Source organism: Nocardia sichangensis (genome assembly GCF_047200615.1).
GTDB classification, from domain to species: Bacteria; Actinomycetota; Actinomycetes; order Mycobacteriales; family Mycobacteriaceae; genus Nocardia; species Nocardia sichangensis.
The window spans coordinates 1-21,485 of record NZ_JBJZOK010000046.1; the positions used below are offsets into that span (position 1 = coordinate 1).

Below are 21,485 nucleotides of genomic sequence, written 5' to 3' on the forward strand. Positions count from 1 at the left end.
AGGGCTGTTGTCGAAGATCGGGGTGTCCCATCGATCGCGCTGGCGTTGCTGCTCGGCCTCACGCTGCTGGAGTCGTTGTTCGGCGCGCTGCTGGGTGATTTCCTCGCGGGAAGGCAGGGGGTTGTCCTGGGCGTGGATCTCGGCGCGGGCGCGGTTTTCCCGTTCGAGCTGGTCGGGTGGAAGCTCGGCGCGGCGCCGCTGCTCGTCGACGGGGGCTTGAGCCCAGGCGCGTTGCTGCGCCCGGTATGCGTCGGCGCGGTCGCGGTCGTGTTGTCCGGCGGCGATCTCGCGGTCAGCGTCGGCGAGGGCCTGGTCGCGTGCGGCGGTGTCGGTGGCTTCGGTGAGCAGGCGAGGCCAGAGCGATTCGTGCGCACCGATGCGGGCGCGCAGCTCGCTGAGTTGCGCGCGGGTGGCGTCGCAGCGGTCGGCGGCCTGGTTGAGCGCTTCTTCAGCGGCGGCGGCGGCCTGTTCGCGCTCGAGGCGGGTTTGGCGGCTGTGCCACCACCGCAGGGCCGCGACGTCGTCGCATGCTGTTCGCCAGGCGGCACGCGCGGCGGCTACGTCGTGCGTGTGTTCGGTGTTCTGACGTTCGAGGGTTTGGGCGGTGCGGATGTCGGCGGCTTGGTCGTCGAGGCGGCGGTGGGCCTCGATCAGCTGCTCGCGAGCTCGGAGGGCAAGGGTGAGCCGGTCGGGTCCGAACCGCACGTTGGTGTACCGCAGGTGGTTGTGGCGCCTGGTGACCTCACGGGCGAGGGCGGCATCACGCAGTGCCCGCAGTTCCTGGCTGCGGAGTTCGGCGATGAGGTCGACGAATTCGCGGTCGTGGCCCTCGTCGAGGTGCTCGGCCATGCGCCAGCGCAGCGCGGCCGCGGGCTGCTCGAGAGGCAGCGGTCGTTGGTCGTGCGCGGCGCGCAGGGTGGTGGGGACGTCGAGACCGGTTGCGGCGGCGCGGGTCAGCTCGGCGGCCAGCACCGGCCAGTACGGGTCTTCGGTCAGCCGTGCGTCCAGCGCGGTCGCGGTCGCGTGCCAGCGCCGCACATCGGCGTCGCGGTCGCCCAGGACGCGGGCGAGCTCGTAGTGGAAGCCCGCTTGGGATTGATGGGCGAGGGTGCCGGGTCGTTGTTCGGGTCCGGTGAGGCGGCGATCGTTGTCGGGGATGTCGTGGACGGCGCGCCAGATGGCGAGCGAGGACAGCAGGTCCGGTTTGGTGTCGATGAGGGGTTTGGCCCACATCGGCGCGGTGCTGGTGGTCCAGGCCCGTGCGGCGGTGTCGATTTCGGCGACCAGGTCGGTGATCTGCTGCGCCCTGGTGCGCAGGTGCTCGCCGTATTCCGGGTCGGCCAGCAGGCCGGCGGGCACGGTGGGCAGCCACGACAACGGGGCGGCGCCGTCGCGGCTGCTGGTCAGGTCGATGCGCCAGCTCAGGACAGCGGCGCGGTCGGCGGCGGTGTCGAGGCGGTGGCGCGCGACCGCATCGGTGAGGACCGCGACGGGGTCGTGTCCGGACACCGCGAGGGTAGAGAGCTGCTTGCGCAGTGTCGGGTAGGCGGGCTCGCCGGTGAGTCCCGGTGCGAGTTGTTCGGCCGCGGCGTCGATGCGCTCCAGCACGGTCGGGTCAGTGCGCTGTTGGGTGACCACACTGATCGCGTCGGTGTAGGCGCGGGCGGCGTGGGCGAGCTGGGCGCGGGGATCTTCGGCGTGGCGTTGGGCGGTGGTGGCGGAGACCTGGGCGCCGTCACGGCCGAGGATGCCGGTGAGCACGTCGAGGGCGGTCGGGGGGTGGAGCGCATCCAGTGTTTCGGGTGCGGTGTCCTCGCCGTCGTGGGCGGTCGCGACGTACAGGTGGTTTTCGTGGCGGCCGCGGGTGAGCGCGACGTAGGCCTGCTGGCGGGACTCACTACCGACCAGCACGGTGTGCGCGGTGTCGACGGTCAAGCCTTGGGCGGCGTCGATAGTGGTGGCGTAGCCGAGGGTGGTGTAGTCGGCGACGTAGTCCTCGGGCAGGGTGATCAACCGCCCGGATCCGATGTGCGCGGCCGTGATCCGCCCGTCAGGGTGGACGGCCCGCACCCTCCAGCGGTAGCCGTTGCGGACGTGGTCGGTGGCGGAGATCCGCATCCGATAGGCGTTGCGGCGGGTGGTGATGATGTCACCGACGCTGGCGGCCAGCCCGTCACCGAGCGTGACCTCCCGCCGGGCGTGGGCGGCGGGGTCGCGGGCCAGGCGGGCGTCGCGGGCCCGGGTGTTCAACTCGGTGACCAGGTCGCGGGTGGGTGCCAGCAGCACCGAGTCGCGGCCGGCGGCGGTGTCGGCGGCCCACGCCTGGAAGGCATCCTCGACGACCGTGCCGATGGTGCCGACGTGGACGCGGTCGTGGTCGACGTAGTGCGCGATCGCGGCCGGATCACCCTCGCGCAGCGCGAGACTGGCCGCGCGCTCACCAGCGTCGGTGAACCGCATGACCTGAGTCAATGTGAGGGCTTCGGTGGTGTGGGCGATGTCGCGGATCACGCCACCGGCGGCCACAGCCGCCAGCTGCTGGTCGTCGCCGATCGCGCGGACACTGGCGCCACGGGCGAGCAGGAACCGTATGGCGCTGTCGAGTTGGCGGGTGGAGGCTTTCGCGGCCTCGTCGATGATCACCAACGTGCGGTGATCAATGCGCCGCAGCCAGACGGGGCTATCGGGGTCGAAGATCGTGATGGGGTCGTCGATGAGGGCGGTGAGCATGTCGATCGTCGCTGTCGGGGCGTTGATCTCCTCACCCAGCACCGCCGCGGCCGCCGCGGTCGGCGCCAGACCGAGCACGACGCCGCCCTCGCTGGTCCACGCGCGGGTCAGCACCTGCATCGCGGTCGTCTTCCCGGTTCCGGCCGGGGCGATCGCGACCTGCAGCCGCGCCCCGGAGGTCGCGAATCCCTCGACGAGCGCGCGCTGTCCGGGGTTGAGGGTGCGGCCGTGGTTGTTGGCGGCGAACTCCACCAGCGCCAGCTGCACCGCCGCCGCGGGGATGGTGCGGCCGCCGTCGAGGTGGGCGGCGGCGATGAGCCGCTGTTCGGCGTCCACGATCGCGCGGGCGGTGTAGAGGGTGGAGTCGGCGGTGGTATAGACGCTGGTGCCGTCACGGCGCCGCAGCACACCGACCGCGGGCACCGGATCCGGCACACCACGCGGGATCGAACACGGCTCGGACAACGCCACCTTGACGACCCGCTCCGCCACCTGCGCCCACTGCCGGGTGCTGACCTGGCCGCGCAGCTGGCGCTCGGTCTCGGCGCGAATGTGGTTGAGCTTCCAGGTGGCGCGGTGTGCGGCGACGGTGTCCACGACGCGGCGCGCGGTCTGCTCGATCCACGCCTCATCCACCTCCGGCAGCTCGAGACTGCCGGGTGCGAGGGTGTCGGTGAGCAGCTCCTCGACCGCGGCGCGGGAACCGAGCAGCTCGATCGCTTCCTGCTCCCAGGCGGCGCGCTGCTCGGCCAAGGCGCGGGGTTCGTGCTTGCGGGCCCGGGTAGAGAGCGTGGCGACTTGGGCGAGTTTCCAGACCTCGGCCGGGATCGGCGCGCGCCCGTGCTTGGCCTGGAACTGGCGGGTCAGGGTCGCGAGTTCGGCGCGGATGCTGGTCGAACGCTGCGACCACAGCTCGATCAGTTCGGTAACGACACCAGCGATCTCGCGGACCGGGCGCTTGCTGGCGTCGCGGGCGGGACGGTCGGTGAACCGGACGCCGATCGCGTCGCTCAAATGCTGCTCGAGGCGGGCGTTGTAGATCTCGCTGGCGGTGACCGCGTGCTGGTAGACCATCCGGCCATCCAGTGCCCGCCAGCGTCCGTCCAGGGTGCGGACCTTGTTGGACACCACGACGTGGGTGTGCAGGTTCGGGTCACCGGCGCGGGAATCGCGATGCAGGAACGCGGTCGCGATCATGCCCTCGGTGTCGACCTGGCGGACGCCGTCGGTGCCCAACCTCGTGTAGCAGCCGTGTTTTTCGAGGTAGGCCAACGCGTCGGCGATGGCGGCAGCGTGCGCGGCCTCGATCTTCTCGGCGATCTCGCGTGGCGCCAACGCCCACACCGCCGACACCGACTTCACTGCCGAGAACGTCAGGTCGAACCCGGCGACGGCCCGGCGCTCCGGACGAGAATGCCGCGAAATCCAGTCGGTCAGCTCCGGCCCCTCGTGAGGCGCGCGGCCGTGCTCCTGGGTGAACATCTCCCGACCCACCCGGGTGCGGATCTCCTCGCGCACCTCCTTGGGCACGGGCGCGTCCTCGGCCTGGCCCGCCGCGACGTTCCACGCCTCCAGTTGCTGAGCAACGACGTGGCGGAAGCTGCCCTCGGGCACCTTGAATTGGTAGAACGGACGCCCCAGCTGTGTGGCCTTGCGGGCGGCGGCCGCGGAGTCCCCGGCCGCGAGGCGGGCAGCGATGATCGCCTCCGCGTTCGGATGACGACCCTCCCGGTACAGGGCGGCCATCTGCTTCTCGTCGACTGCGTCTCCGGCGGTGATGTCGTCGAACGCGACCAGGCCCGAACCAAGCCAGATCCCCGGCACCTCACCGCGATCGGAGTAGTAGTCCGACAGGCTCGCACGGCCCCGCTCATGGCCGTCGTGCACCGCAACGCATCTCGTGTAGTAGTCGACACCAGCGTCCGCGCTGAGCCTGTGCGGAGACATCACATAACCGACGGTACGGACGAATCGGACGTTGCAGGTCAGACCACACACAGCCGGTGTGCCCATGAATGCAAAAGGTGTGAACATGTGTTCGAAGGGTGGTAGGTAGAGGATAGCGCAGATGAGTGGAAGTGCGCTGGTCGGAGTGGGTTTGGGGGAGGAACAGCGAGTGAGGTCGCGGGGGTAGAGGGTTTGGGTGTGAGCACTGGAGGTGTGAGCTACCGACTGCTCGGAAGCCTCACCGCCCACGCCCACGCCGCGCCGAGACGGCCCGTCCTGCGGGCGGGCAACACACGGCTACGTATAGGGCTCCAACCCCAGCCTTTTCGCCGCAGTCGTCGGTGCCGCGGGTGATGATGTGCGGTATGGACCGCTTCGACCAGTTCCGCTACGACCTGGGCTATCCCTGCAATAACCCACGGTGCTACGCGGCGGTCCACGCGACCCCGACGTGCCCGTACTGGCGACCCGAGCCTCTCCCTCCGTCAGAGCCGGTCCCCGGCGCGCGGCCGCCTCTGCCGTATGTCAAACCTCTGGACATGCGCTGGATCTGGCTGGTTCCGCCGGCGGTGGTCATCTTCGCGCTGATCGTGCTCCTGTAGACGCCCACTCGATCGACGTCGGGACCGAACGGCCGCACAGCGGTGGCGGACCCGCTTCGCTGTGATGCAGTAGGAATCCCGAGCCATATAGCGGCCTCGACTAGGCCCGTGAAGTCCAGCAGCGCAAATCTGGCGGTAGCCAACGGGATAACGCTCTTACCAGTGGCGCGTGGCCGGTCAGGCTCCGCGCGCGTAGTCCTCGTGCCAGGTCTCGAGGACCGACAGCGGCCAGTAGAGGCGATACAGGATGCGGTGGGGGGCGGGGAAGGGGGCTTTCTTCGGCCCGCCACGCGCCAACCAGCCGGTGACGGTGCGGGAGGGGATTTCGGTGATCGCCTCGACCCCGGCGATGTCGACCCACATGTCCCCGTTCGGCAGTTCCGGCAGGCCGAGGAGGCGGCCGGCGGGGAGCTGCTCGCCGTCGGCGCGGGCCTGGCGGATCTGCGCGGATCGGTCCGCCAGGTCGAGGTCTTCGACCGGCCGGGTCCGGGTGGGGTCGGGCGGCATTCGGAAGTCGCTTTCTGTCAGGGCTTCACGGCATCGCCGACGAGTCTAGGACAGGTTTGCAGTGTCAAAACTGTAGCAGCCTCCCGAGTCGCACTGTACAGTTTTATTACTGCACAGTTTTGAAACTGCAAGGAGGGGTTCATGTCCCGACGTGACTCGACCAGGCCGCGCACCGCTACGCATCGGCCCGCGACTCGTCGTCGCCGGTTCCGCCACGACGATCTGGTCGCGGTGGATCTGTTCTCGGGGTTCGGTGGTCTGACCAGGGGAATCGAGATGGCCGGATTCACCACGATCCTGGCGGCCAACCACAACACCTACAAAGTCGAGGTTCACGAGGCGAATCACCCGCACGCGCAGCACTGGATCGCCGATCTCGTCGACCCGGATGCGGCGGACTATCACTCTGCGCGGGACCTGCCCGCCGCGGATCTGCTGGTGGCGGGGGTGTCGTGTGTGAACCACAGTCAGGCGAACACGCAGAAGGCTTACGAGCAGGGCGTGAGCCTGTTCGACCTCGACGACCCCGACTACGAGGATCGCGTGACCCGCTCCGAGCGGGACCGCGCGACCGCCAATTGCGTGCTGCACTACGCGGATCGGAATCGTCCGCGCATGATCCTGGTCGAGTGCACGACCGAACTCACCTCATGGGGTCCGGCGATTCCGGGCCGCCGCAAGGTCGGTGACGGGTCGACGTACCGGTGGTGGCTGCGCGCGTTCGGCAACCTCGGCTACGAGCACAAGATCCTGTATCTGAACTCGATGTTCTTCGGGGTACCGCAGAGCAGGGATCGTCTGTACATCGTTTTCTGGGATCGTCGCCTCCCGGCGCCGGACCTGGATCATCGGCCGTTGACGCGGTGCGGGCACTGCGACGAGGTCGTGGAAGCGGTGTGGTCGTGGAAGACCGGAGTGCCGCCGACCGGCGCGGTCCGCTACGGCACCCAGTACAACTACCGGTGCCCGCGCTGCCACCGCGAGGTCGTGCCGACGATGACACCGTCACTGCACGCGCTGGACCTCACCAACCTGGGCACCCGGATCGGGGACCGCAAGCGCCCGTTGCGGCCCGCGACGATGGCGCGCGCGGAACGCTGCCGAGCGAAGTTCGCCGAATTCCCGGCAATCCTTATGCCCGCCAAGAGCGTGCACGGCACCGAACGAACCCTGAGCCAGCCCCTGGCCACCCAGACCAGCCAGCAGGAAACCGCGCTGCTGTCGACCGGGCACGTGTTCGCCGCGCACCGCCACAACGGCGACGGCCAGCACTTGAGCCGCCCGATGGACACCGTGACCTCCACCCACGAGAAGGCGGTGCTGCTGGCGGTCAACAACTTCCAGGGCGCACCGCGCGGTGCCGGTGACCCGCTGCCCACCCAGGGCGGCTCACAGACGCTGAGTCTGCTCTCGACGGGAGTGGTGCCGTTCCGGAAGAACACGCTGCCGACCACCTACGCCGAAGCGATGCCGACTGTCACCTCCGAGCAGATCCCCGGTGTGCTCACCGCCGCCGGGGTGATCAAGAACAACGGCGCCATCGACGAAGCGAAGTACCGCGCCCACCCGGTCGCGGACCCACTGGGCACCATCACCGCGTCCGCGTCGCAGGCCCTGCTGTTCGGCGGCTGGTACAAGCAGAACGGGCCCTCGGGCACCGAGACCGCACCACACCCGGTCATCGACCCGTTCGGGACCTTGACCTCCCGCGATACCACGGGCCTTCTCACCGCCGGATGGCGAGCTGCGCTGGCCGATCTCGCGCTGGAGGACTGCTACTTCCGCGTGATGGCCGCCCACGAAGTGGGCCGCGGCTGCGGATTCGACACCGACTTCCCCGGCCACACCGGCGAGTTCGTCGTCTGGGGGACCGCACGCGACCAGGTCGACGGATTCGGCAACGCCGTCTCCCCGGCGGTCGGTGCCTGGATCGGGCAACGGCTGCGTGCGGTGCTGCACGCCGCAGAGGCGATCGCATGAGCGTCCCGACACCGACTGCCGGGGCCAGCCGTGATCCTCGCGCACCAAATCTTCAGCGGACCATCTACAACCAGAAGACAGGACACAACCTGAAATGACCGGCATCGAATGGACCGAGACCACCTGGAACCCGGTCACCGGCTGCGACCGCATCAGCGCGGGCTGCGACAACTGCTACGCCCTGGCGATGGCCAAGCGGCTCAAGGCCATGGGATCGGACAAGTACCAGCGCGACGGTGATCCGCGCACCTCCGGGCCCGGGTTCGCGGTAACCATGCACCCGGACGCGCTGGCGATCCCGCTGCGCTGGCGGGCGCCGCGGCTGGTGTTCGTCAACTCCATGTCGGATCTGTTCCACGCGCACGTCGATGAGGACTTCGTGCGAGAAGTGTTCGACGTCATCCGCGCCACCCCGCAGCACACCTACCAGGTGCTGACCAAACGGCCGTCGCGGGCGCGGCGGCTGGCCGAACGTGGCCTGGAGTTCCCGCCGAACCTGTGGCTGGGCACCAGCGTCGAGAACGGCGCGACCACCCACCGCATCACCGACCTGATCGCCACTGCTGGTGTGGCGGTGCGATTCCTGTCGTGCGAGCCGCTGCTCGGGCCGATCGACCTCGACCGGTTCCTGTTCACCCGCACCTGCCCCGGCGGGTGCGGGTGCCGCTGGCCTGATGACGGCGACCGCTTCGAGTGCGCCTGCCGCGGCGAGTGCGCCGACTGGCGACCCACACCGGAGATCGACTGGGTGATCGTCGGCGGCGAATCCGGTCCGAACGCCCGGCCGATGCACGCGGACTGGGTACGCGACCTGCGCGACCAGTGCGTGGCGGCTGGGACGGCGTTCTTCTTCAAGCAGTGGGGTGGGCGCACCCCGAAGTCGGCCGGCCGCGAACTCGACGGCCGGATCTGGAACGAATTCCCGCAGAACAGGAGCACGTCATGCCGAGGCTGATGTCGGTGTCGCTGACCGAGGACGCTGTCCGCGAGCGCCGCAAGACCGTGACCCGCCGCATGGGTTGGCAGTACCTCACCCCAGGTACCCGCCTGACTCTGTGCCGCAAGGTCATGGGCCGCCGGGCCGGCGAGCCGCTCGTGCGCATCGTCGATGTCGAAGTCGTCGATGTGCGCCGCGAGCGCCTGGCTCTCATCTCTCCTGAGGATGTCGAGGCCGAGGGTTTCCCGGACATGACTCCGGAGGCGTTCGTGGAGTTCTTTTGCCGCAGCCACACCGGCTGCACCCCGGACACGGTTGTCACCCGGATCCACTGGCGGTACCTCGACTGACCAGACGCCAGCGAAAACGGCCCCGGAATCGCTCAAGCGAAGGTTCCGGGGCCGTTTCGCTGTAGTGGCGCGACTCGAGGTCGGTCATCGGGTTGTTGGGGTGCGGGGGACGATAGTGATGCTCAGGTCGACGGTGCTGCCGCCATCGGCGAGGTGCTGGGTGACGACTCCGTTCAAGGTCCTCTCGGCGCCGGAGCGGCGGGTGTGCAGGGACACGTGGGGAGGTTGGGAGCGTAGGCCGGCGACGACGAGCACCCATAGCGGGATGTCGTCGAGGTCAGTGGGGTTCTGGTCGTTGCGGGTGTATCCGATGGGTCCGATGCGGTCGAGGATTTCTTGCTGGCTGGCGACGAGTCCGCGGCGTTTGAGTCGCTGCGCCATTTCGCGTTCGGTGGCGCCGGTCGCGGTGACCAGCTCATCCCAGCTCGCGCCGCGCTGCCAGCCTTCCAGCAGCGCCTGGTCCATGGCTTCGCTCCAGTACAGCTTGCCCGCCGCGGCGGCGTGGTCGCGTAATTGCTGTTCCCAGTCGTATCCGGGATTGTCGTGCAGCTCGAGGCCAAGCAGTTCCACGGCCAGCCGTTTGCTGTTGTGTTCGGCGCGTCGCTGCAGTGGCAGCAGCATGTGGCAGCGGGCCCGGATCGCGGTATCGGTGCGGCCGAACTTGGCGGCCAGCTCCATCACCTGTTTGCCCGCGCGCACCTGCTCCACCAGGCGGCGGCACTCCGCGGTCAGCCACGGCTCCCCGGCCCGCACGGTGGCGACCCGCTCCGAATCGTAGGTCTCCGACATGAGGTCCCTCCCTGTGTGTTCCCCTGCGCGCCTTACATTCTCGCGCTCCGCGAAGCGTCCAGGGCCAGTATCGACCGGCACACCGACACCCCCGACTGGCGGCAGTCGAGGCGTCCTCAGCTGATCAGGGTGCGGATCCGAAAGCATGAAAGCTCGCACGGTCCGCACTGGACCGGGCGAGCTTCCAGGCGTCGCGAGGTAGTTTCAGGATTCGTCGAGCAGCTCGAATACCCGCACCGGGGTGGTGTCCATGTACTTCTCGTACTCCTTGGGCTGATCGGCCTTGAACTTCGGGCCGTCGAACTGCAGGGTGAGGTACTGCGCGTGCACCTCGGGCGCTTCTTGCGCGAGCCGCTCGGCGTTGAACTTCGCGCGGGACTTGCCGATGCGCCACATCGCGACTCCGTCGATGCCGCTGGATTTGCCGATCGCGATCTTCAACGCCGAGGTCAACCGGCTGATCTCGTTCTCGGCGTCTTTCACCTGGTTCTCCAGCCGGGCCTTCTCCACCAGCATGTCGTGCAGCTGGCGGTGCAGCATCGCCGTGTCCGCCGTCGCCTCCAGCACCTCCTCGTCGGGAGTGACGGCCTCGAGCTCGGCCACCGCTGCCTTGTCGGCCTGCTCACGCGGCAGCTCCTGCTCGATGTACTCCTGCGCGGCCGCCAGCACCCCGACCACCTCCGCCGGAGTGAACCGGAAGATCTCGCTGCGCGGGCGCACCAGCCGCAGCGCGTAGCGCTGCTTGATGAAGTGCTCACCCGCCAGCGCCTCCGCACTGGTCTTCGTCGACACCGACCGGAACAGCGTCAACGTCGACGGGCATCCGGTCTGCAACTGATTGCGGCGCTGCTCGAGACTGTTCGAGGTCTTACCGATCTTGAACAGGTCCTCGTTGCCGAGCTGGAACGCATAGATGTGTGCCATGAGAACGATCCCTCCCTGAAACCCGGGGCGAACACAGAAGGCGGCCATCCCGCACCGCCACGAACGATCGCGAGTGTGACACACCGAGCCGACACGAGATCTACTGTCGCGCAACAGAAAACAGACCACACGCCACCGAACGGACGACAATCGCCCAGGGTCCACGGGTGTGGATCGGGTGTAGTTGGATCTGTAATAGCGATGCGGCAGAGGCGATTCGGCTAGGGGAAGAGGAGCGCGATGATTCCGGAGACAGGCGGTATCTACGCCATTTTCAAAGGAAGCCACTCAGTGGCGCACCGGAAAGTGGTTGCCTGGGACGCCGAGGGCGACGCCTTGGTGGCTCACTCCAAGGGCTACCTCGTGACCGCCCGAACCCAGCCGGGGTTCTCCCACCTCGAGAACTTCGAATGGTTCGGGAGCGTGGACATCACGCAGATCGCGCCTGGTGGCGGGGCGCGGGTCGTGCACGAGAACTCCGACCCGCCGGGCCTCACCTCGCCGGTACTGCTGTGGGGCCTGAACCGCGAAGGCGACATCGTCGCGGTGGTTCCCGACGGAACCGGCGTACTCGACGTCCAAAAGGATCCGGTCGTGCTCATGACCGAAGACGGCGAGCACATCGCCCGGCACCAGAACGACCAGTAGCCGCGCCGCCGTTTGCGGAGCAGCTGGCCAGGGTCGGTGGCCAGGGGTAGCCCGCCGCAGCCACGAAGGACCCCGGGGACGACGTGGGAAAACCTGTCGGTGCTCAGGGTGACCATTCGAGTTATGCAGCCTCGCTCATACGACCAGGGCGGTCCACTCATCCCGCACCCAGTCACCCTCGATGCGGAATGGAACGCCGAGTGCGGCCATCACCTGTCGGCGTGGTGCCTGGGCTGCTCGACGTGCACCGACTGCACCCAGACCTGCTACTGCGGCGCCGCCGAAGACGAGGACCCGCCCGGCTACCTACTGGATCTCGCCAGCTGACCTCGCTCAGGTCGAGCGTGTCGTCGGGTGCTCGCAGTTCGGGGCGACCGGCGGGGTGTAGACGACGTGACCACACCGGACGCACCAGTGGAGGCGATGGACGCCGCCGACCTGCAAGCAGGCCAGGGACCCGACGAGCATCCGCCTCGGGCCGAACCGCTGCCCGCAGCATGGGCAGGCCTCGGGCCACGGCTCGGCCCAACGGCCGTTGCGCAGTCGGTACAGACCCCCGGGTTCGACGACCCGCCCGTCACTGAGACGGTAGACCAAGCGCGGAGGTTCGAACACGTTTCCGATCATGTCACGTACTGGTCGGTCTGGCGGGATAGGCTCGCGGTCATGGTTCAGGTCGGTGACAGGGTGCTTTTGGTCGCGAACGGGGTCTCCGTGTTCGAGGTCCTGGAACTCGACGAGGAGGGCTACGCGCTCGTCGAATCCGTGCTCGAGGACAGTCCCGGCCGGTATCCGTTCACCGTTCGGGCCGACTCGCTCGTACCCACCACCTCGGAGACGTAGACACGCCCCGGATTCGAGACGCGACTATGCCGCGACGTCAGAGCTGTCTGCGCATCCATATTGTCGGTGGGCCTAGATTTCGAGGTACCAGGTTCCACCCCACCGGATCCGGTCCTTGCGCCAGACTGAAGTGGTGAGGCCGGGGATGTTAGGCGCATCCCCGGCCTTCGCAGACCGGTGGGCAAGGCCGAATCAGCTCGCTCGCTGCTGCTGTCGCTCCTGGAATCGGCGGCCGAGCCGCCGGAGTTTGCGCGAAACCGACACGCCCTTCTCAGCTGGCTGGCCGCACTCGACGGCAGCCTCACCCCATGAAATCCCGGCACCACCGCACCAGGTCGTCGCGATGGCACGTTCGACCGGGTCCAACTGGCCCAACACTCGCTCGACCACCGGATCGTCGAACCCCTCCAGTGGCATCGGCTCGGGGCTGGGACCGTCCAGCAGTGACCACAGCGGTTCAACCTCGCCCGAAGCCAGGGTGATATCCATGTTCAGGGAGTAGACCCGCAGCTCCTTTCCGCCGGCCTTGGAACCGATCAGGTGGACGTGTCCACGCGCCTCGCGCTTCCTAATCTTGTTCAAGGTGGGAAGGGTGAGACCGGGATCGACCTGCTCCCACGTCGGGTCGAACAACGCGGCGATCACCGCTTCGAGGACACGCTCGCCGACCTTCTTCAGACCCAGCCAGACCTTCGCGAATTCGGCGACAGCCGCGTGGTCGCCGTGCAACGCGGCCGCGCGTGCTCGCAGAGCCGCACGACGACCGAATCCGGCGACCATGTGGCCGATCTCGGAGAGCTGCGTCCAGCACCCGAGCAGAGACGTGACGGTCTGCCGCAGCTCGCTCCACGCGTCATGAACCAGGTTTGCGATGTGCGGCAACTGGATGGAGAAATCCTGAAGAGCGCGCACCGGACGCACCATCGCGGTGGCCATATCAGCGACCCGGGTCACCGCGGCGAACGCGCTCAGATCGATCCTGGGCAGCGCCGCGTTCACCCTCGCCGCGATGTCCTCGTAGAACTTCCCGGATGCTGCGATCGCGGGGCCGATCAACTTGGATGTGTCGATCGCGGGGCCGATCAACTTGGACGTGTCGATCGCCGGGATCAACTTGGACGTGTCGATCGCGGGGCCGATCAACTTGGACGTGTCGATCGCCGGGATCAACTTGGACGTGTCGATCGCCGGGATCAACTTGGACGTGTCGATCGCCGGGATCAACTTGGATGTGTCGATCGCGGGGCCGATCAACTTGGACGTGTCGATCGCCGGGATCAACTTGGACGTGTCGATCGCGGGGCCGAACAGCTCGGACGTGTCGATCGCCGGGATCAACTTGGACGTGTCGATCGCCGGGATCAACTTGGATGTGTCGATCGCCGGGCCGAACAACTCGGACGTGTCGATCGCCGGGCCGATCAGCTTGGATACGTCGATCTCAGGGCCGAGGATGGCGCCGCGCATTTTCTCGTTCATCATCTCGCGCAGGCCGGCCGCGGCCGGAGACTTGATCGACTGCGCGGCCGTAGCCGCCGCCTGCTGAACCGCTCCTCCGGCACTGGACAGGGACTGGGCTCCGGCAAGCTTCCGACGGGCATCCTCGGCGATTCCTGCACCGACGGGCTGAATACCGGAGAGGCGGCGACGAGCGGCCTCGGCGAGATCCAGCGCGGGTTTGGCGAGAGCGAGTTGCTGCCGCACGGTTGCGGTCATCTGCCGTTCCAGCGGCGTCATCGGACGAGTTCGAGCCGCAGAGTGCTTCGCGCCCGCCTGCTCCTGGTCTTCTTTCTTCGGATCTCGGCTGTCGGTCATGTGCTTTCCTTAGTTCGGGTTGGATCGTGGCTCAGGACGAGCCCTCACCCTTCAGTCGATCGACAGCTTCGAAACGACAAACTTAATTTGTGAACTGCATCACATGCCGCTGTAGGCTCCCTACCAGGATAAATAGCAGATCCGACAGATTCCTCACGGCTCGCTGGCCTGCACGCCTCCACAGTCAGGCATTCGTCCTTCGCCGCCGGACGGCGCGAATCTCGTCGGCGGCGGCCCTGGCTGGAATCGCGCGTCCTCAGCGGCGGCGCCGCGCCGCGGGGTCGGTGGCGGCCTGCCAGGCCAGCAGCGCCTCTTTCGACGGGCGGGCGTACTTCGCCAGCGACCGCACCGAGGAATGCCCGGACAGGGTCATCAGCATCGGTGTGGACGCACCGTCTTCGGCGGCGTGGGTCAGCCGGGAGTGCCGCAGCTGGTGCAGCGTGAACGGGCCGCCGGGCAACTCGGCGGTGTGGTGCTCGAACAGCTCGGCCGCGCGCCGATACGACAGCCGGGCCCGGTGGCTGCCCGGGTCGATATCCGCTACGGCCACGTGCGGTTTGGCTTTGCGGTCGGTGAGGAACAGCGGGCCGCTGCGGCGGCCGGCGAGCATGCGGGGCAGCAGCCGGGCGGTGCCGGTCTGCCAGGCCACCACGTCGGTGGCGCCGCCCTTGCGGCGCACGCGGGCGCACCGGTTGGCGGTGTCGAGATCCGGCACGTCGAGCATCAGCAGCTCCTCGGCGCGCGCGGCGGTCTCGTAGAGCATGTGCCACAGCACCCGCTCCCGCAGGCCCGCCTCCATGCCCAGGATCGTGGTGACCTCTAGGCGGGTCAGCGCCCGGCTGCGGTCGGCGGGCACCGACCGCGGCCGCAACCGCACTAGCGGGTCACCGACCAGCCAGGCCTGCTCCCGCCAGTAGTCGCACGCGCCGCGCAGCGCGGCCAGCCGCACGTTGAACGTCTGCGCCGACGCTCCACCCCACCGGGTGCGGAACCAGGCAGCGACCCGGTCCGGATCCAGCAGCGCCGGATCACATTCCGCGCCGAACTCGGAGACAAGGGCGTCCAGGGCGGTGCGGTAGCCGCGGCGGGTGTTGGCGGCGGTCACCGTCTGCAGATAGGTCTGGACCGCGGCGTCGAGACCGATCCCGGCCCGCAGCGGGCGCACCACCCGCGACTCACCCACGCCGCACCGCCGCCCGCGGGCCGGGCGTGGAGCGTTCCGCCGTTCGGTTCATCGGTGTCTCCCTCGCTCTACCCGTATCTACCGCAGATAATTTGCCGAGCCGCCCCGGCGGGGCGCGGGTGTCGCGCCACGTCGCGCAGCAGCCCGAGCCCACTCTACCGCAGATAATGTGTCATTATCTGCGGTAAATCCGTAGCGCGACTTTTCGGAGATTTGGACAGAGCGACGCCGAATCACCTGGTACCGCATGGATGCACCGAGCAGCCGAGCGGGGAAGAATCGAAGAGTGGTCCGCCGGTCCCGGCCGCGCCGCTGTGTGAGTTGCCGGACCCCGTTGCCCCGCGACGCCAACCCGAGACGCCGCTACTGCTCTGCGGCCTGCGTCGCCCGCGCGTACCGATTCCGCAAGAAGTTCGGCCGGACGTACGCGATGATGCTGACCACCGCACAGCGCACCTTCGACGATCCCGATATGCCGGAGGTCGGGATCATCTGCCCGGGGTGCGGCTGGCGAATCTATCCCGGGGCCAACCGGCTACGGGCCGATGCGCGGCATTGCAGTCCGACCTGTCGGCAGCGCGACTACCGGCAACGGCACGGCGCCACCCCGGACCCGCGCAAGCGAGGGGGACGCCGGCGCGGCGATGACCATGACGGATAGCCGTAACGATGTCACGACTGTCGTCATGATCAATAGGCATACATGTCTCTTTCACATAGAGACACGCTCCGGCCGGTGAATTCCACGGCAGGAGCGACCGCCGGGCAGTCATTACCAATTCTTGGTACCCTCCAGGTTATGGGTAGGAACACCTCGTTCAGCTTGGACGCGCACTACAGCGACTTCATCGACGCCGAGGTGGCCTCCGGCCGGTACCGGTCGGCGAGCGATGTGGTGCGCTCGGCGCTGCGGCTGCTCGAGGACCGCGAAACCCAGATGGCCGCGCTGCGCCAGGCCCTCATCGAGGGTGAGCGCAGCGGGGAACCTGAGCCGTTCGACTTCGAGGAGTTCCTGGCCCGCAAGCGCGCCCAGGCTCGCCCGCGGTGAGCCGGTACCTGCTGTATCCCGCTGCCCGCGCCGACCTCGAGGAGATCTGGGATCACACCCTTCAGCAATGGGGCCCAGAGCAGGCCGAGGACTACGTGAACGAACTCCGGCACGCGATCGAGCGCGTCGCCGACAGGCCGGGCATCGGCCGGGCCTGCGAGGAACTGCGGCCTGGATACCGGCGCCTGCCCGCCGGGTCACACACCCTGTACTACCGGATCACCGAGGACGGCGTGGTGGCCGTCGTGCGGATCCTGCACCAGCGCATGGACCCCGACCTGCACCTGTGACTCTGGACATACCGAGGTAAGGGCCACCCGCCGGGACAGATGACGCAGGCCCGGCGGGTGGCGCTGCCGGGCTCAGTGCTCGGTGATGGTGAATTCGCGCGGATCGAACGCGGTGGTGGTGAGGTCGGTCCGCGGCTGCGCGACGTTCGGGTCGAGTAGCAGTTCGTAGTAGTCGGTCTCGGCGCCGGTGTCCGGATGCTTCCAGCGGCCGGTCACGGTGCCGGTCCATGCCGCCGCGTACTGCGCCATCTTTCCCTGGTAGCACCAATGGTTGTCGATGGTGATGCGCTTGCCGATCAGGTATGACCAGTCCAGGCCGGGCGGGTGCGGGTTGTCGCGGTAGCAGTAGGGCGGGCAGTGCTCGCGGAAGTGCCAGAAGCCTTGCAGCGGCTTGTGGCAGGTCGGGCACTCGGTGAAGTCCTTCGACCGGGCGCGGTCGTCTTCGCATCGGCCGCAGTCCTCATCGGGGGCCTCCAGGTGCTCGGCGTGCTCACGCTCTAGCCGAGCGATCCAGGCGGCATCCTCGGCTTCGCGGCGCAACTCTGTGCAGTAGCAGCCGTCGCAGGTCGTGCACATGCCGCAGCCGTCGCACCGGCTACCCAGCCAGTGACCGCACACGGGATTGACGTCGTGCTCACCGGTGACAACCGCGGGCAGGCTGGGACCTCCCCGGTCGGCAGGGCGCACCCGGAACAGACTCGCGGATGACGGTGCCGGTTGATCTTCGGGCGGGACCTCGGCTGCCAGCGCCCTCAGCGCCTGGGTGTAGGTCACGCCGTGCCGAGCCATGTAGGCCCGGACGTCACGACGGCGAGTGTGGTTGTTGCGCGTCATCAGGTTGTCCTCCAGCGAAGTCCCACGCACTCCGCGAGGTCAGCCTGGGCAGCAGGTGATCACGTCGGAAGTGGCGGTCGCACTGAGGCGGAGCCGTCTTGTCCTCGGTCGCCGTGTCGGCCGCGTGGGGACCGGGTCGGCTCGGAGAGGGGCCTGTGCGTTGCCCAGACCAACCATAGCCAGGCCCACCGACAACAACTCGGGCTCTTACTCCGGTCAACAGGTGAGGCGTGGTGGTGGGGTCTCGAGGTGCTGCCGCGCTCTCCCTCAGCGGGAGAACTTGCCTCCGGCCCTGGCGCACCGATGAGGGTGTCCCTCACTTAGACCGTCCAAGTCCATAACTTGCTCGCGCGGTCCGTGCGTATTCAGCGTGAGTGACAATCGGTGCGCGCTGGGCCCGGCGGGCGTATCCCGGAGGAGGGGGCCGAGGTACGAAAAGGAGTGCGTCATGTCCAAGTCGGGTGGGAAGGGCCACGGCGGCAAGATGACCACCGCGGCCGCATCCCGAGTCCAGTCCGCTGCCGCGAAGAACCCGGGCAGCAGCTCGGCGAAGTCCGGCTTCGCCTCCCGTGCTCAGTCGAGCGCGGCGAAGTCCGCCAGTGGCCACAGCGGCGGGAAGAAGTGAGCTGCGGGCCTGCTGTTCCTACAGCGTGTGAGCAGCCCGAATCACGAGGGGTCCGCCAGTTCGGCGGAGCCTCTTCGTGATTCGGACAGAGGGCCGCTTTTTGCGCCTACTCTGCTCGGCATGAGCGAATCACTCGTCTATCTGACCGAGGCCGCCCTTGCGGCCCTGCCGGACCAGATCGAAGGTATCGAGCTGGCCTTCGGCAAAGGCATCTTGGCTCAGGACATCAGCTTCAACAACGGTTGGCTCCAGGTGTGGGTCGCTCCGCCTGAGGGTGGTAAGGACGACGACCGGGGCTTGGTTGTGCTCGATTTCCCGACGACTTCCGTCGCCGCAGTGCACTACACGCGCCGAAAGTAGGTCCTCGAGGCCACGCGGCGCGAGGCCATGATCGGGTGTCCGCTGCCTGCGCTGATCCACCGATTATCGCGTTGACCAACAAGAAGAGGCCCCGCCGTGGCGGGGCCTCTTGGCTTACTTGGGGTGCCGGTTACAGCAGGTCGGGGAAGAACGACCAGCGCACGTCCTCACCTGAGGGCAGGCTGACGTAGCGCAGCAGTGGGTGCCCGCAGTCGCAGCAGGTCGCGGCCTCCCACAGAGCGGTGCGGCCGATCTCGCGGGTGGCGTTGGCGATCTTCACGAAATGGTCCTTGCCGCGGTCGCGGCATCCTGGCCCGAGCAGCCGCAGGGCCTCGTCCCGGGTGTCCGGGATGCGGGCGAACCGCAGTGCGATCCGCAGCGTGGTGCAGGCGGTGCGGGCGTCGATGTCGAGCCATTGCCGCATGAACGCGACGTCGAACACCTGCGGGCGCCGGAACCCGCTGTGCAGCGTGGTGATCGTCGCTTCCAGGGGTTCGGTGGTGGGTCCGTGGATCTCGGCGGCGTGGATGCCGAGGTCCAGCATCTGCTCCCAGTCCGGGAGCACGGTGGCGGTGGTTGTGGTCATCAGGTTGTCCTATGGGTGTGGTGGGTTACTCGTAGTAGGAGTTGGTGCCGGGGATGCGTTGCTCGCAGATGTGGTGCCCGCGGCCGGCGTCGACGATCTGCCCCAGCGGGCCGGGGCCGATCGCGCAGGGTGTGCCGACCGGCCACCGGTTGAAGTCGGAGCTGGGCGGGTCCCCGGCAGCGGGGACACCGGTGAGGACCAGCGCGGTTGCGGCGGTGACGAGACTCAACGGGAGCAGCTGGCGGCGCATCACGCTCGTCCTTCCCGCTCGCGCTTGCGGGCAAGCTCCATGCCCGCGCCGTGGGCGGTGCGGCGAGTGTTCGCTGCCTGCGCTGGTTCGGTGGATGTCCCGCACGGGTGGGCTTGGGCGAGGGCGGCCAGCCGCATCGCGGTGGCCTGTTCGCGGTCGACTCGCGGCCGTGAGGTCGACGACAGTGGCCGGGTATCAGGACCGTGGTGAGGTTGAACGGCGGCGGTGGCCGAGTACAGCCGGTCGCGCCAGTGCTGTTCACGCCCAGCACGGGTCTTGCCGTGCTTCCCGGCCGCGTGCACGCCTTGGTCGACGGCGGCGCGGATCTTCACCCGGGTCGGCGTATCGACTCCGGCGCCGCGCAAGGCCCGGCCGAAGCCGTCCATGTTCGTGTCGAAGCTCTGGCGTGCTTCGGTGAGCTGGGCCGGGGTGAGCCCGCCGCGGGCCAGCGCGTCGATGTCGTTGCGCACCGTCTCCAGCGCCCACCCGGGTTCGGTGCGCGGGGACATGTCCACGCCCGAGCCGATGAGCTGCTTGACCGTATCGCCGGTGCGGGCGGCGATCTGGTGGGCGGCGTGGCCGTGGCGGCGCAGGTCGACGCGGCGTTTGGTGCGTTCGTCGAGCAGCAGCAGTTCGGGCAGATTGCGGTCGTCGACGCGGCCGAGGTCGATGTCGGCGACCAGCGCGGTGAGCGCGGCCTTCTCCGCCGGGTGCAATCCCGCCTTGGTGAGCAGTGCGCCGATGGCGGCGCGGTCGCGGCCCATGCCGGCGATCATCTCCGCAACGTCGTCATCCAGCCGTAGCCCGCCGTCGGTGGTGGCGTCGTTGGCGTAGGCGGTGACATCGCGGGCGTCGCGGGCGAAATCGCGGATGCGGTCGGCCAGCTCGTCGCGGTCGATCCAGTCCGGCCAAGGCTCCATCTCCGCGTCGTCGCGGCCGTCGCGGATCGCGATGCCGATTTCCCGCACCCGCAGCTGGTCGTCGAGGGTCATCACGTCGACCTCGCGGGCCATGGCCGTGGCGAAGCTGTCTCCGCGCTCAGCGAACCGCTCCAGCAGCTCACCGACCCGGCCACGAACCTCGTGCGCGGGGTTGACCAGGACCGGTGTGTCCGTCAGATCGGTGCCGCTGACATCACCACGCAGGTAGTCGACGACGAATTCCACCCCGGACCGCACCGTGTTCGAGGCTCCGGCGTCGGCGAGAGCGGCCGAAAGCTGCGCGCGGCGGGACTTCTCTGTGGCCAAATACATCTCGGCGCTGGCCGGGGTCGGTGGCTGGCCGTGCCAGGCCATCACCGCCTCCATCACCCGAGCGTCCAGTGCCCGCGCCGACAGGACGTCCACGGCGGCGGCCTGGCGGTCGTAGACGACGCTGGCCTCGGTGAACCGCTGCCACCACTGCGCATCGAAGTCCGGGTCGATGCTGACGTCGTTCTCGTCAGCGTCGATGACCACGCCGTACGTGCCCGCGTAGTGGCTGATCAGCTCGTCCATGCGGCGCGTGGCCACCTCCGCCAGCTGCGGGTCGTAGCGCCAGACGATCGCGGCGGTCAGAGCCTGCATGGTCGATTCGCGCCCGGAGTCCCAGCTGAACCGGGTGAGCTGGGCTTCGGCCATCACCCGCGCACTGTCGATGTCGGTCTGGGCGTCGGTGTGACCCATCGCGGCGTCGGTGGCGGCCTGGTCGAGCTCGTAGGCCTGCTCCTCGGCTTGGCGCAGCGCCACCGACGCCAGCAGATACGCCATCGTCTGGCTGTGGCCGGCGGGCACACCCAACCGCGGTGGCTCATCGGCGCTCACCGGTACGGGCTGCTGCCGAACAGTGTTGTCGGACATGATTTTTCCTCCCTGGATACGGGTTGGGCTGGCCCAGGCCGGGCCGGGATCTACTTCTCGGTGCAGCTCGCCGCGGCTGATGCCGTGCCGTTCGGCGGCTCGGGCTTGGTGTTCGGCGGTGGCTTTGCGGATCGCGTCCAGTTGCGCGGAGCTGGCGGTGCGCTTGGGCGCGGCCTTGGCCAGGTCGAACAGGTGCGCTACCAGCGGTTTGCGACCGCGTCGGCGCTTGCGGACCATGAACGCTGCGATGTCTTGCCCGTTCGGGCGAAGACCCGCCGCCCGAAGCTGACGGCGGGTCTTCAGATGAGCGGGCGCGGCCAACCACGGATAAGTCGGCACGCCCGCGTCATCAGCGCTACTGCTGGTGGTGATGTCCCCCTTGGTCACAACCCACCTCGT

The 21,485-nt window shown here is 68.4% G+C and carries 21 protein-coding genes; 11 read left to right on the forward strand and 10 right to left on the reverse strand.

Annotation, left to right across the window (positions count from 1 at the left end; all coding sequences use genetic code 11):
• A partial coding sequence (gene mobF / locus ACL03I_RS36310; protein WP_412808294.1) for a MobF family relaxase occupies positions 1 to 4,677 on the reverse strand: 4,677 nt, incomplete at its 3' end.
• Positions 4,678 to 5,042: 365 nt separating this feature from the next.
• Between mobF and ACL03I_RS36315 the strand changes: the two genes are divergently transcribed.
• Positions 5,043 to 5,279: a hypothetical protein gene (locus ACL03I_RS36315; protein WP_412808265.1), complete on the forward strand. Its 237-nt coding sequence runs from the start codon at positions 5,043 to 5,045 to the stop codon at positions 5,277 to 5,279.
• Positions 5,280 to 5,456: 177 nt separating this feature from the next.
• Here the strand turns inward: ACL03I_RS36315 and ACL03I_RS36320 are convergent, their stop codons facing one another.
• On the reverse strand, positions 5,457 to 5,786 hold the full coding sequence (locus tag ACL03I_RS36320) for a hypothetical protein (protein ID WP_280476302.1): 330 nt from the start codon (positions 5,784 to 5,786) through the stop codon (positions 5,457 to 5,459).
• A gap of 141 nt (positions 5,787 to 5,927) precedes the next feature.
• Here ACL03I_RS36320 and ACL03I_RS36325 point away from each other — a divergent pair, with 141 nt between their 5' ends.
• The 3 genes from ACL03I_RS36325 to ACL03I_RS36335 all read left to right on the forward strand — a co-directional run bounded on the left by ACL03I_RS36325 (position 5,928) and on the right by ACL03I_RS36335 (position 9,053).
• A complete protein-coding gene (locus ACL03I_RS36325; RefSeq protein ID WP_412808266.1) occupies positions 5,928 to 7,766 on the forward strand; it encodes a DNA cytosine methyltransferase in 1,839 nt (612 codons plus the stop codon).
• A gap of 94 nt (positions 7,767 to 7,860) precedes the next feature.
• Positions 7,861 to 8,721, forward strand: a complete 861-nt coding sequence (locus ACL03I_RS36330; RefSeq protein WP_412808267.1) for a DUF5131 family protein — start codon at positions 7,861 to 7,863, stop codon at positions 8,719 to 8,721.
• Positions 8,722 to 8,726: 5 nt separating this feature from the next.
• Positions 8,727 to 9,053: an ASCH domain-containing protein gene (locus tag ACL03I_RS36335; RefSeq protein WP_412808268.1), complete on the forward strand. Its 327-nt coding sequence runs from the start codon at positions 8,727 to 8,729 to the stop codon at positions 9,051 to 9,053.
• An 84-nt stretch (positions 9,054 to 9,137) separates the two neighbouring features.
• Here ACL03I_RS36335 and ACL03I_RS36340 read toward each other — a convergent pair whose 3' ends face one another.
• Positions 9,138 to 9,842, reverse strand: a complete 705-nt coding sequence (locus tag ACL03I_RS36340; RefSeq protein ID WP_412808269.1) for a CRISPR-associated endonuclease Cas1 — start codon at positions 9,840 to 9,842, stop codon at positions 9,138 to 9,140.
• Between the two features lie 204 nt (positions 9,843 to 10,046).
• On the reverse strand, positions 10,047 to 10,766 hold the full coding sequence (locus ACL03I_RS36345) for a GIY-YIG nuclease family protein (protein ID WP_412808270.1): 720 nt from the start codon (positions 10,764 to 10,766) through the stop codon (positions 10,047 to 10,049).
• 291 nt (positions 10,767 to 11,057) lie between these two features.
• Between ACL03I_RS36345 and ACL03I_RS36350 the strand changes: the two genes are divergently transcribed.
• The 3 genes from ACL03I_RS36350 (at position 11,058) to ACL03I_RS36360 (ending at position 12,257) form a co-directional block, all read left to right on the forward strand.
• Positions 11,058 to 11,414, forward strand: coding sequence for a hypothetical protein (locus tag ACL03I_RS36350; protein WP_412808271.1), 357 nt, complete (start codon positions 11,058 to 11,060; stop codon positions 11,412 to 11,414).
• A 123-nt stretch (positions 11,415 to 11,537) separates the two neighbouring features.
• Positions 11,538 to 11,741, forward strand: a complete 204-nt coding sequence (locus ACL03I_RS36355) for a hypothetical protein (protein WP_412808272.1) — start codon at positions 11,538 to 11,540, stop codon at positions 11,739 to 11,741.
• Between the two features lie 96 nt (positions 11,742 to 11,837).
• The gene (locus tag ACL03I_RS36360; RefSeq protein WP_412808273.1) at positions 11,838 to 12,257 is read left to right on the forward strand and encodes a hypothetical protein; all 420 of its coding nucleotides are present in this window, start codon (positions 11,838 to 11,840) and stop codon (positions 12,255 to 12,257) included.
• 192 nt (positions 12,258 to 12,449) lie between these two features.
• Here the strand turns inward: ACL03I_RS36360 and ACL03I_RS36365 are convergent, their stop codons facing one another.
• A complete protein-coding gene (locus ACL03I_RS36365) occupies positions 12,450 to 14,072 on the reverse strand; it encodes a hypothetical protein (protein ID WP_412808274.1) in 1,623 nt (540 codons plus the stop codon).
• A 256-nt stretch (positions 14,073 to 14,328) separates the two neighbouring features.
• On the reverse strand, positions 14,329 to 15,255 hold the full coding sequence (locus ACL03I_RS36370) for a tyrosine-type recombinase/integrase (RefSeq protein WP_412808275.1): 927 nt from the start codon (positions 15,253 to 15,255) through the stop codon (positions 14,329 to 14,331).
• 799 nt (positions 15,256 to 16,054) lie between these two features.
• On the opposite strand from ACL03I_RS36370, the gene ACL03I_RS36375 reads away from it, so the two are divergent.
• Both ACL03I_RS36375 and ACL03I_RS36380 read left to right on the forward strand, forming a co-directional pair.
• A complete protein-coding gene (locus ACL03I_RS36375) occupies positions 16,055 to 16,303 on the forward strand; it encodes a type II toxin-antitoxin system ParD family antitoxin (protein WP_412808276.1) in 249 nt (82 codons plus the stop codon).
• Entirely contained in the window at positions 16,300 to 16,593 is a 294-nt protein-coding gene (locus ACL03I_RS36380) for a type II toxin-antitoxin system RelE/ParE family toxin (protein ID WP_412808277.1), read from the forward strand. The genes ACL03I_RS36375 and ACL03I_RS36380 overlap by 4 nt, the downstream gene beginning before the upstream one ends.
• Before the next feature lie 72 nt (positions 16,594 to 16,665).
• On the opposite strand, the gene ACL03I_RS36385 is transcribed toward ACL03I_RS36380, so the two are convergent.
• Positions 16,666 to 17,427, reverse strand: coding sequence for a hypothetical protein (locus ACL03I_RS36385; RefSeq protein ID WP_412808278.1), 762 nt, complete (start codon positions 17,425 to 17,427; stop codon positions 16,666 to 16,668).
• A 448-nt stretch (positions 17,428 to 17,875) separates the two neighbouring features.
• Here ACL03I_RS36385 and ACL03I_RS36390 point away from each other — a divergent pair, with 448 nt between their 5' ends.
• Both ACL03I_RS36390 and ACL03I_RS36395 read left to right on the forward strand, forming a co-directional pair.
• Positions 17,876 to 18,052: a hypothetical protein gene (locus ACL03I_RS36390; protein ID WP_412808279.1), complete on the forward strand. Its 177-nt coding sequence runs from the start codon at positions 17,876 to 17,878 to the stop codon at positions 18,050 to 18,052.
• 120 nt (positions 18,053 to 18,172) lie between these two features.
• Entirely contained in the window at positions 18,173 to 18,412 is a 240-nt protein-coding gene (locus tag ACL03I_RS36395) for a hypothetical protein (RefSeq protein ID WP_412808280.1), read from the forward strand.
• Positions 18,413 to 18,542: 130 nt separating this feature from the next.
• Here the strand turns inward: ACL03I_RS36395 and ACL03I_RS36400 are convergent, their stop codons facing one another.
• The 3 genes from ACL03I_RS36400 to ACL03I_RS36410 are packed head-to-tail and all read right to left on the reverse strand — an operon-like array spanning position 18,543 to position 21,473.
• The gene (locus ACL03I_RS36400; protein WP_412808281.1) at positions 18,543 to 18,998 is read right to left on the reverse strand and encodes a hypothetical protein; all 456 of its coding nucleotides are present in this window, start codon (positions 18,996 to 18,998) and stop codon (positions 18,543 to 18,545) included.
• A gap of 25 nt (positions 18,999 to 19,023) precedes the next feature.
• Complete coding sequence (locus tag ACL03I_RS36405) at positions 19,024 to 19,248, reverse strand: hypothetical protein (protein WP_412808282.1); 225 nt, start codon at positions 19,246 to 19,248, stop codon at positions 19,024 to 19,026.
• Positions 19,248 to 21,473, reverse strand: coding sequence for an RRQRL motif-containing zinc-binding protein (locus ACL03I_RS36410; RefSeq protein ID WP_412808283.1), 2,226 nt, complete (start codon positions 21,471 to 21,473; stop codon positions 19,248 to 19,250). The genes ACL03I_RS36405 and ACL03I_RS36410 overlap by 1 nt, the downstream gene beginning before the upstream one ends.
• Between the last annotated feature and the right edge of the window lie 12 nt (positions 21,474 to 21,485).

Bases quoted from the DNA above. Each gene is read 5' to 3' on its own strand.
- ACL03I_RS36395 (WP_412808280.1), top strand. From the start codon at position 18,173: ATGAGCGAATCACTCGTCTATCTGACCGAGGCCGCCCTTGCGGCCCTG.
- ACL03I_RS36355 (WP_412808272.1), top strand. From the start codon at position 11,538: ATGCAGCCTCGCTCATACGACCAGGGCGGTCCACTCATCCCGCACCCA.
- ACL03I_RS36345 (WP_412808270.1), bottom strand. From the start codon at position 10,766: ATGGCACACATCTATGCGTTCCAGCTCGGCAACGAGGACCTGTTCAAG.
- ACL03I_RS36315 (WP_412808265.1), top strand. From the start codon at position 5,043: ATGGACCGCTTCGACCAGTTCCGCTACGACCTGGGCTATCCCTGCAAT.
- ACL03I_RS36390 (WP_412808279.1), top strand. From the start codon at position 17,876: ATGTCCAAGTCGGGTGGGAAGGGCCACGGCGGCAAGATGACCACCGCG.
- ACL03I_RS36375 (WP_412808276.1), top strand. From the start codon at position 16,055: ATGGGTAGGAACACCTCGTTCAGCTTGGACGCGCACTACAGCGACTTC.
- ACL03I_RS36360 (WP_412808273.1), top strand. From the start codon at position 11,838: ATGGACGCCGCCGACCTGCAAGCAGGCCAGGGACCCGACGAGCATCCG.
- ACL03I_RS36405 (WP_412808282.1), bottom strand. From the start codon at position 19,248: ATGCGCCGCCAGCTGCTCCCGTTGAGTCTCGTCACCGCCGCAACCGCG.
- ACL03I_RS36400 (WP_412808281.1), bottom strand. From the start codon at position 18,998: ATGACCACAACCACCGCCACCGTGCTCCCGGACTGGGAGCAGATGCTG.
- ACL03I_RS36325 (WP_412808266.1), top strand. From the start codon at position 5,928: ATGTCCCGACGTGACTCGACCAGGCCGCGCACCGCTACGCATCGGCCC.
- ACL03I_RS36365 (WP_412808274.1), bottom strand. From the start codon at position 14,072: ATGACCGACAGCCGAGATCCGAAGAAAGAAGACCAGGAGCAGGCGGGC.
- ACL03I_RS36340 (WP_412808269.1), bottom strand. From the start codon at position 9,842: ATGTCGGAGACCTACGATTCGGAGCGGGTCGCCACCGTGCGGGCCGGG.
- ACL03I_RS36330 (WP_412808267.1), top strand. From the start codon at position 7,861: ATGACCGGCATCGAATGGACCGAGACCACCTGGAACCCGGTCACCGGC.
- ACL03I_RS36385 (WP_412808278.1), bottom strand. From the start codon at position 17,427: ATGACGCGCAACAACCACACTCGCCGTCGTGACGTCCGGGCCTACATG.
- ACL03I_RS36320 (WP_280476302.1), bottom strand. From the start codon at position 5,786: ATGCCGCCCGACCCCACCCGGACCCGGCCGGTCGAAGACCTCGACCTG.